A 9670-nucleotide genomic window follows, 5' to 3' on the forward strand; every position below is an offset into this window, starting at 1 on the left:
CTGGTCACACTGGCGACGCCGCCACCAAGCCCGCGCCCGCCGATGCCACTACGCAGCCAGAGGCGCCTCCCCATAAGTGCGGCTGTAGTACTAGGTTAGAAACTCCAGTCGGGTGGAGGTGCAAGGGACTGTGACGCACGGCACAACCATCGGTGAGCTGTCTCGGCTCACCGGCGTGCCCGTGCGGACCATCCGGTACTACTGCGATGAAGGCATTCTTCGGTCGCGGCGCAGCCCCGGCGGCCACCGCGTGTTCGAGGCCACCGCCGTCGAAACGGTCAGACTCGTCCGGCGGCTGCGGACGCTCGGGCTCGGCCTGAACGCCATCGGCGACGTGCTGGCCGAGCGGGTCTCGCTCGGTGACGCCGTCGACGCCGAACTTCGGGCGGTCGATGCGGAATTGGGCGACCTGACCAACCGGCGGGCGTCGTTGGTGGCGGTGTCCCAGGTGCGCGACGGACAGCGCGGGCACGACGCGATGGTCGCGTTCTGGCGTCGGCTGTTCGCCGGGGCGGCCGCCCCCAAGGTGTTCGACGAATTCGTCGACATGACCGTGCCGAGGCCGCCCACCACCGCGTCCGCCCCGGCCCGGGTCGTGGCGTATGCCGAGCTCGTGGCGCTCACCGAGCGGCCGGCATTCGGCACGGTGATGGCCCGCCAGCTGTGGCGGTTCGAGCCGGCCGGCATCACCGATCGGCGCGGGCTGGTCACCGGCGTCGCCGAAGCGTGCGGCATGGCCCTGCCCTCGGTGCTCGCCGGCCTGACGCCGGCCGCAGGGCCGGCGGTCGACAGGTTCGTCGATGCGCACGCCTGCGCCCGCGGGGTCGAGGACTCACCCCGGTTTCGGCGCGCGCTGGTCGCCAACGGCGGGGCCGACACCGATCAACGGATCGGTCGTTACTGGGATCTGAGCAGCGAAATCGCAGGTGAGGCGACGACGGTCGGCGCCCTGCAGCGCTGGCTGTACGAGGGCCTGCGGAGTGCCGCCGCGCAGACGGCTTAATGAATTTGCGTCGATCTGCATAACAATGCAAAAATCGCCCGCATGACTTCAGTAGCGGTAGCCGGCGCCAGCGGCTACGCGGGCGGCGAGATCCTGCGGCTGCTCCTCGGCCACCCCGCCTACGCCGACGGCAGGCTGACCATCGGGGCGCTGACCGCGGCCGCCAGCGCAGGCACCACCGTCGCCGAACACCACCCGCACCTGCTGCCGCTGGCCTCGCGGGTGCTGGAGAACACCGAAGCCGCGGTGCTGGCCGGCCACGACGTGGTGTTCCTCGGGCTGCCGCACGGCCACTCCGCGGCGTTGGCCGAACAACTCGGGCCCGACACCCTGATCATCGACTGCGGCGCCGACTTCCGGCTCACCGACGGCGCCGACTGGGAGAAATTCTACGGATCCGCCCACGCCGGCAGTTGGCCCTACGGCCTGCCCGAACTCCCCGGCGCCCGGGAGCGGCTGCGCGGGGCCGCGCGCATCGCCGTCCCCGGGTGCTATCCGACCGCCGCGCTGCTGGCGCTGTTGCCCGCGGTCGCGGCCGACCTGGTCGACGCCGCGGTGACCGTGGTCGCGGTCAGCGGCACCTCGGGGGCCGGCCGGGCGGCCAAGGTCGATCTGCTCGGCTCGGAGGTCATCGGATCGGCCAGGGCCTACAACATCGGCGGCAAGCACCGCCACACCCCCGAGATCGCGCAGGGCCTGCGGGCGGTCACCGACAAGCCGGTCACCGTGTCGTTCACCCCGGTGCTGATCCCGACCGCCCGCGGCATCCTGGCCACCTGCACGGCGCGCACCGAGGCGTCCGAACCCGAAATCCGGGCCGCCTACGAAAAGGCCTACGACGCTGAGCCGTTCATCCATCTGCTGCCCGAAGGCCAGCTGCCCAGGACCGGCTCGGTGATCGGCAGCAACGCCGCACAGCTGGCGGTGGCCGTGGACGCCGACGCGCAGACCCTCATCGCCATCGCCGCCATCGACAACCTGGTGAAGGGCACCGGCGGGGCCGCCGTGCAGTCGATGAACCTGGCGCTGGGCTGGCCGGAAACCGAAGGACTGTCGATCGTGGGGGTGGCACCGTGACATCGGAGACGCAGACGACGGGCGAAACCACGCTGGTCCGCGCCCAGGGCGTGACCGCCCCGGCCGGTTTCCGGGCGGCCGGCATCGCCGCAGGCATCAAGGCGTCCGGTGCCGCCGATCTGGCGCTGGTGTTCAACGAAGGCCCCGACCACGCCGCCGCCGGCGTGCTGACCAGCAACAAGGTCAAGGCGGCACCCGTGCTGTGGACCAGACAGGTGCTGGCCACCGGGCGGCTGCGCGCGGTGATCCTCAACTCCGGGGGCGCCAACGCCTGCACCGGCCCGCCGGGATTCCAGGACACCCACGCCACCGCCGAGGCGGTGGCGAGCGCGCTCAGCGACTGGGGCACCGAGACCGGGGCGGTCGAGGTCGCGGTGTGCTCGACCGGGCTGATCGGTGACCGACTGCCGATGGACAAGGTGCTGGCCGGGGTCACCGAGATCGTGCACGAACTGGCCGGCGGCCTCAGCGGTGGCGAGGACGCCGCACGGGCCATCATGACCACCGACACCGTGCCCAAACAGGTTGCGCTGCACCATTCGCTGCAGTCCGGGGCGAACTGGACGGTCGGCGGGATGGCCAAGGGTGCCGGCATGCTCGCCCCGTCGCTGGCCACCATGCTCTGCGTGCTCACCACCGACGCCGTCGCGAGTCCGGACGCGTTGCGGGCCGCACTGAACCGGGCCGCCGCGCTGACCTTCGACCGGCTCGACGTGGACGGCAGCTGTTCGACCAACGACACCGTGCTGCTGCTGGCCTCCGGTGCCAGCGAGATCACGCCGAGCCAGGCCGACCTCGACGCCGCGGTACTGCGGGTCTGCGACGACCTGTGCGCGCAACTGCAGGCCGACGCCGAAGGCGTCACCAAACGCGTCGCTATCACCGTCACCGGGGCGGCCACCGAGGACGAGGCGCTCACCGCGGCCCGGGTGATCGCCCGCGACAGCCTGGTCAAGACCGCGCTGTTCGGCTCCGACCCGAACTGGGGACGCGTGCTCGCCGCCGTCGGCATGGCGCCGGTCGACCTGGATCCCGAGCGAATCAGCGTGCTGTTCAACGGCACACCGGTGTGCATCGACGGCGCGGGGGCGCCCGGCGCGCGCGAGGTCGACCTGTCGGGCCCCGATGTCACCGTCGTGGTGGAACTGGGCGTGGGCACCGCGGACGCGACCATCCGGACCACCGATCTGTCCCACGGCTACGTCGAAGAGAACTCGGCGTACAGCTCATGACCACCCCGGCGGTCGAGCGTGGGGCGGCGGCGCAGGTGCTGGCCGCCGCGCTGCCCTGGCTCAAACAGCTGCACGGCAAGGTCGTGGTGGTCAAATACGGCGGCAACGCGATGACCGACGCCACGCTCAAGGCCGCGTTCGCCGCGGACATGGTGTTTCTGCGCAACTGCGGGATCCACCCCGTGGTGGTGCACGGCGGCGGCCCCCAGATCAGTGCGATGCTCAAAAAGCTGGGAATCCCAGGCGATTTCAAGGGCGGCTTCCGGGTCACCACACCCGAGGTGCTCGATGTGGCCCGGATGGTGCTGTTCGGTCAGGTCGGCCGCGAACTGGTCGGCCTGATCAACGCGCACGGACCGTACGCCGTCGGTGTCACCGGTGAGGACGCGCATCTGTTCACCGCGGTGCGGCGCCGCGTCACCGTCGACGGGGTGGCCACCGATATCGGCCTGGTCGGCGACGTCGAGCAGGTCAACGCCGGATCGCTGCTGGATCTCATCGCCGCCGGGCGGATCCCGGTGGTGTCGACGATCGCCCCCGACGCCGACGGGGTGGTGCACAACATCAACGCCGACACCGCGGCGGCGGCGCTGGCCGAGGCGCTGGGTGCCGAGAAACTGGTGATGCTCACCGATGTCGAAGGCCTGTACACGAACTGGCCCGACCGCGGCTCGCTGGTCAGCGAGATCGACACGGCCGCACTGACCCAGCTGCTGCCCAGCCTGGAGTCCGGCATGGTGCCCAAGATCGAGGCCTGCCTGCGGGCCGTCACCGGCGGGGTGCCCAGCGCCCACGTGATCGACGGCCGCGTCGAACATTGCGTGCTGGTAGAGCTTTTCACCGACGAAGGGACCGGGACGAAAGTGGTGAACCCGACGTGAGCCTGCAGGACCGCTGGGAAGCGGTGATGATGAACAACTACGGCACCCCGCCGCTGGCCCTGGTCGGCGGCGACGGCGCCGTGGTCACCGATGCCGACGGAAAGCGGTACCTCGACCTGCTCGGCGGCATCGCGGTCAACCTGCTCGGGCACCGCAACCGCGCGGTGATCGAGGCCGTCACCACCCAGCTGGAGACGTTGGGCCACACCTCGAATCTGTATGCCACAGAACCGGGTATCGCGCTGGCCGAACAGCTGGTAGCGCATCTGGGTACGTCCGAGGCGAGCGAAGCGACGGGGGATGTCACAGCGCGGGCGTTCTTCTGCAACTCCGGCACCGAGGCCAATGAAGTGGCCTTCAAGATCACCAGGCTCACCGGGCGCACGAAAGTCGTTGCGGCACAGGGTGCGTTCCACGGCCGCACGATGGGGTCGCTCGCCCTGACCGGCCAGCCCACCAAACAGGCGCCGTTCGAGCCGTTGCCCGGCAACATCACCCACGTGCCGTACGGCGACGCCGAGGCCCTGGCCGCGGCCGTCGACGACAGCACCGCGGCCGTCTTCCTGGAACCGATCATGGGGGAGGGCGGCGTCGTCGTCCCACCCGCCGGATACCTGGCGAAGGCCCGCGAGCTCACCACGAAACACGGTGCGCTGCTGGTCCTCGACGAGGTCCAGACCGGGGTCGGCCGCACCGGCGCCTTCTACGCCCATCAGCACGACGGCATCACCCCCGACATCGTCACGCTGGCCAAAGGGCTCGGCGGCGGGCTGCCCATCGGCGCGTGCCTTGCCGTCGGCGCGGCCGGCGACCTGCTCACCCCGGGCCTGCACGGCAGCACCTTCGGCGGCAACCCGGTGTGCACCGCCGCGGCCCTTGCGGTGCTCAAGGAGTTGGCGGACAAGGACCTGGTCAACCGGGCCGGGGTGCTCGGCAAAACCCTGAGCCACGGCATCGAGGAGCTCGGCCATCCCCTGGTCGATCGGGTCCGGGGCAAGGGCCTGCTGCAGGGCATCGTGCTGACCGCGCCCACGGCCAAGACCGTCGAAACCGCCGCCCGCGACGCCGGTTTCCTGGTGAATGCCGCCGCCGCGGATGTGGTCCGGCTAGCGCCGCCGCTGATCCTCACCGAGGACCAGATCGACCAGTTCCTCACCGCACTGCCCGCGGTGCTCGACAAGGGGGCATCATGACTCGACATTTCCTGCGTGACGACGACCTGACCCCCGAGGAACAGGCCGAGGTGCTGGCGCTGGCGGCCGAGCTCAAGGAGGCGCCGTTCTCGCGGCGCCCGCTGGAGGGGCCGCGCGGTGTGGCGGTGATCTTCGAGAAGAACTCGACCCGCACCCGGTTCTCCTTCGAGGTGGGCATCGCCCAGCTCGGCGGACATGCCGTGGTAGTCGACGGGCGCAGCACCCAGTTGGGCCGCGAGGAGACCCTGGAGGACACCGGCGCGGTGCTGTCCCGCTATGTCGACACCATCGTGTGGCGCACGTTCGCGCAGGAACGGTTGTCCGCCATGGCCAGTGGTGCCGCCGTCCCGATTGTTAATGCCCTGTCCGACGAGTTCCATCCGTGCCAGGTGCTGGCCGATCTGCAGACCCTGGCCGAGCGGAAAGGCGGTGTGGCCGGCCTCAAAGGTCTGACGATGACCTACTTCGGTGACGGGGCCAACAATATGGCGCATTCGCTGATGCTGGGCGGGGTGACCGCCGGGATCCACGTCACGATCGCCGCACCGGCCGGATTCGAGCCCGACCCGCGGTTCGTCGACGCCGCCAACCGCCGCGCCGCCGAGACCGGAGCGTCGGTGACGGTCACCGCCGATCCGCGGGCCGGCGCCGAGGGTGCCGATGTGCTGGTGACCGACGCCTGGACCTCGATGGGCCAGGAGAACGACGGCCTCGACCGGGTGCGCCCGTTCCGCCCGTTCCAGGTCAACGCCGAACTGCTGACCTTGGCCGATCCGGATGCCGTTGTGTTGCACTGCCTTCCGGCGCACCGCGGGCACGAGATCACCGACGAGGTGATCGACGGTCCGCAGAGCGCGGTATTCGACGAGGCCGAGAACCGCCTGCACGCCCAGAAGGCGCTGCTGGTGTGGCTGCTCGAAAATCAGACGAGGCCATGAGCGCACCCACCAGGGTCGGGCGGCAGGCCCGCATCGTCACACTGCTGTCCGCGAACGCGGTGAGCAGTCAGAGCGAACTGGCCGCGATGCTGGCCGCCGAGGGCATCGAGGTCACCCAGGCCACCCTGTCGCGCGACCTGGAGGAGCTCGGCGCGGTCAAGCTGCGCGGGGCCGACGGCGGCGTCGGGGTCTACGTCGTGCCCGAGGACGGCAGCCCGGTGCGTGGGGTGTCCGGTGGCACCGAACGGCTGGCACGGCTGCTCGGCGAGCTGCTGGTGTCCACCGACGCCAGCGGCAACCTCGCGGTGCTGCGCACCCCGCCCGGGGCGGCGCACTATCTGGCCAGCGCCCTGGACCGGGCCTCGTTGGCCCAGGTTGTCGGCACCATCGCGGGTGATGACACCATCTTCGTGATAGCGCGCGAGCCGATGACCGGCGCCGAACTCGCCGCGATGTTGGAAAACTTGAAGTAGCAGTAAGAGAAGCAAGGGAGATCAGCTGTGTCAAAAACCTCGGGGTCCGAGCGCGTCATCCTGGCGTATTCCGGGGGTCTGGACACCTCGGTCGCGATCAGCTGGATCGGCAAGGAGACCGGTCGGGAGGTCGTCGCCGTCGCCATCGACCTCGGGCAGGGTGGCGAGGACATGGAGGTGGTGCGTCAGCGGGCCATGGACTGCGGCGCCGTCGAGGCGGTGGTCGTGGACGCCCGCGACGAGTTCGCCGAGCAGTACTGCCTGCCGACCATCCAGTCCAATGCGCTCTACATGGACCGCTACCCGCTGGTCTCGGCGATCAGCCGGCCGCTGATCGTCAAACACCTGGTCGACGCGGCCCGCGAACACGGCGGCGGCATCGTGGCGCACGGCTGCACCGGCAAGGGCAACGACCAGGTCCGCTTCGAGGTCGGGTTCGCCTCGCTGGCACCCGATCTGGAGGTGCTGGCCCCGGTCCGCGACTATGCCTGGACCAGGGAGAAGGCCATCGCGTTCGCCGAGGAGAACGCCATCCCGATCAACGTCACCAAGCGCTCCCCGTTCTCGATCGACCAGAACGTGTGGGGCCGCGCGGTGGAGACCGGGTTCTTGGAGCACCTGTGGAACGCCCCCACCAAGGACGTCTACGACTACACCGAGGACCCCACGGTCAACTGGAGCACCCCCGATGAGGTGGTGGTCGGTTTCGAGCGCGGTGTGCCGGTGTCGCTGGACGGTAAGCCGGTCACGGTGTTGCAGGCCATCGAGGAGCTGAACCGCCGGGCCGGCGCCCAGGGCGTCGGGCGGCTCGACGTCGTGGAGGACCGCCTGGTCGGGATCAAGAGCCGCGAGATCTACGAGGCGCCGGGCGCGATGGTGCTGATCACCGCGCACACCGAACTCGAACACGTCACGCTGGAGCGCGAACTGGGCCGGTACAAGCGCCACACCGACCAGAAGTGGGGTGAGCTGGTCTATGACGGCTTGTGGTACTCGCCGCTCAAGCGGGCGCTGGAGTCCTTCGTCGAGCACACCCAGCAGCATGTGACCGGCGAGATCCGGCTGGTGTTGCACGGCGGCCACATCGCGGTCAACGGGCGCCGCAGCGCCGAGTCGCTGTATGACTTCAACCTGGCCACCTATGACGAGGGGGACAGCTTCGACCAGTCCTCGGCCAAGGGCTTTGTGCACGTGCACGGGTTGAGCAGCAAGATCTCCGCCAAGCGCGACCTGGGCTTGTAATGCCGAGCAGTCGCGTAGGTACCCGGAAACCGCGTTTTCGGGGTACCGGAGTGTCTGCTCGCGGAGGAGACGTGACATGAGCACCACCAACGAAGGCTCGCTGTGGGGTGGCCGGTTCGCCGGCGGCCCGTCGGATGCCCTTGCCGCACTGAGTAAATCGACCCAGTTCGACTGGGTGCTGGCGCCCTACGACGTCACGGCCTCCAAGGCCCACGCCCGGGTGCTGCACCGGGCCGGCCTGCTCACCGACGAGCAGCGCGACGGCCTGCTTGCCGGTCTGGACTCACTGGGCAACGACGTCGCCGACGGCAGCTTCGGACCGCTGGTCACCGACGAGGATGTGCACGGCGCGTTGGAGCGCGGCCTGATCGACCGCGTCGGCCCCGAGCTCGGGGGTCGGCTGCGGGCCGGCCGGTCCCGTAACGACCAGGTGGCCACGCTGTTCCGGATGTGGCTGCGCGACGCCGTGCGTCGCGTCGCATCCGCCGCGCTGGACGTGGTGGACGCCCTGGCCACCCAGGCCGCCGCGCATCCGGCGGCCATCCTGCCGGGCAAGACCCATCTGCAGTCCGCCCAGCCGATCCTGCTGGCGCACCATCTGCTGGCCCACGCCCATCCGCTGCTGCGGGATGTGGACCGGCTGCTCGATTTCGACAAGCGGGCCGCGGTCTCGCCGTACGGCTCGGGTGCCCTGGCCGGGTCCTCGCTGGGCCTCGACCCCGACGCGATCGCCGCCGAACTCGGTTTCACCGCGGCCGCCGACAACTCCGTCGACGCCACCGCGGCCCGGGATTTCGCGGCCGAGGCGGCGTTCGTGCTGGCCATGATCGGCGTGGACCTGTCCCGGCTGTCCGAGGACATCATCCTGTGGAGCACAACCGAATTCGGCTATGTGACCTTGCACGACTCGTGGTCGACGGGCAGCTCGATCATGCCGCAGAAGAAGAACCCCGACATCGCCGAACTGGCCAGGGGTAAATCGGGCCGGCTGATCGGCAACCTCACCGGGCTGCTGGCGACGCTCAAAGCCCAACCGCTGGCCTACAACCGGGACCTGCAGGAGGACAAGGAGCCGGTGTTCGATTCGGTGGCACAGCTTGAGCTGCTGCTGCCGGCGATGGGCGGGCTGGTCGCCACCCTGACCTTCGACACCGACCGGATGGCCGCGCTGGCCCCGCTGGGCTACACGCTGGCCACCGATGTCGCCGAATGGCTGGTGCGCCGCGGGGTGCCGTTCCGGGTCGCGCACGAGGCCGCCGGCGCGGCGGTGCGGGCCGCCGAGGCGCGCGGCGTCGGCCTGGAGGAGCTGGAAGACGCCGAACTGTCCGGTATCCATCCCGAGCTGACCCCGCAGGTGCGCGACATCCTCACCATCGACGGCTCGGTCAACTCCCGCGATGCCAGGGGCGGGACGGCGCCGATCCAGGTGGCCAGACAACTCGGGGTGGTGCGGGAGACGGCTGTCGGAATGCGATCCCGTTTGCGTTAGTGGCTCGAAGCGCCCGAACGGGAACACGCCCACGCGACCCGATAACTTGATGCTCCTATCTTTGTTAAATGTCAAGCGGCGTGGGTGAGCTGGGCGTTTAGCCATTGGCGGTAGTTGTTGGCGAGGGTGTCGTCGCGTTTGA

9 protein-coding genes are annotated in these 9670 nt (G+C 69.9%); all 9 read left to right on the forward strand.

All coding sequences use genetic code 11. The features are described from left to right. Positions 1-130: 130 nt before the first annotated feature. A complete protein-coding gene (locus ACWDTP_RS34485) occupies positions 131-1003 on the forward strand; it encodes a MerR family transcriptional regulator (protein ID WP_450027716.1) in 873 nt (290 codons plus the stop codon). A gap of 42 nt (positions 1004-1045) precedes the next feature. Then, a complete protein-coding gene (argC, locus tag ACWDTP_RS34490) occupies positions 1046-2080 on the forward strand; it encodes an N-acetyl-gamma-glutamyl-phosphate reductase (RefSeq protein ID WP_450027717.1) in 1035 nt (344 codons plus the stop codon). Next, entirely contained in the window at positions 2077-3312 is a 1236-nt protein-coding gene (gene argJ / locus ACWDTP_RS34495) for a bifunctional glutamate N-acetyltransferase/amino-acid acetyltransferase ArgJ (protein WP_450027718.1), read from the forward strand. Before argC ends, argJ begins: the two co-directional genes overlap by 4 nt. Next, positions 3309-4193 (forward strand): acetylglutamate kinase, encoded by an 885-nt coding sequence (argB, locus tag ACWDTP_RS34500; RefSeq protein WP_450027719.1) that lies wholly within the window; start codon positions 3309-3311, stop codon positions 4191-4193. The genes argJ and argB overlap by 4 nt, the downstream gene beginning before the upstream one ends. A 26-nt stretch (positions 4194-4219) precedes the next feature. After that, positions 4220-5386 (forward strand): acetylornithine transaminase, encoded by a 1167-nt coding sequence (locus ACWDTP_RS34505; RefSeq protein WP_450027724.1) that lies wholly within the window; start codon positions 4220-4222, stop codon positions 5384-5386. Next, complete coding sequence (argF, locus tag ACWDTP_RS34510) at positions 5383-6324, forward strand: ornithine carbamoyltransferase (protein WP_450027720.1); 942 nt, start codon at positions 5383-5385, stop codon at positions 6322-6324. The genes ACWDTP_RS34505 and argF overlap by 4 nt, the downstream gene beginning before the upstream one ends. Continuing rightward, positions 6321-6797, forward strand: a complete 477-nt coding sequence (locus ACWDTP_RS34515; RefSeq protein ID WP_450027721.1) for an arginine repressor — start codon at positions 6321-6323, stop codon at positions 6795-6797. Before argF ends, ACWDTP_RS34515 begins: the two co-directional genes overlap by 4 nt. Before the next feature lie 27 nt (positions 6798-6824). Continuing rightward, complete coding sequence (locus ACWDTP_RS34520; RefSeq protein WP_450027722.1) at positions 6825-8039, forward strand: argininosuccinate synthase; 1215 nt, start codon at positions 6825-6827, stop codon at positions 8037-8039. A gap of 76 nt (positions 8040-8115) precedes the next feature. Next, on the forward strand, positions 8116-9528 hold the full coding sequence (gene argH, locus ACWDTP_RS34525) for an argininosuccinate lyase (RefSeq protein ID WP_450027723.1): 1413 nt from the start codon (positions 8116-8118) through the stop codon (positions 9526-9528). The last annotated feature ends 142 nt before the right edge of the window (positions 9529-9670 follow it).

It is taken from the genome of Mycobacterium sp. NPDC003449, assembly GCF_053588415.1.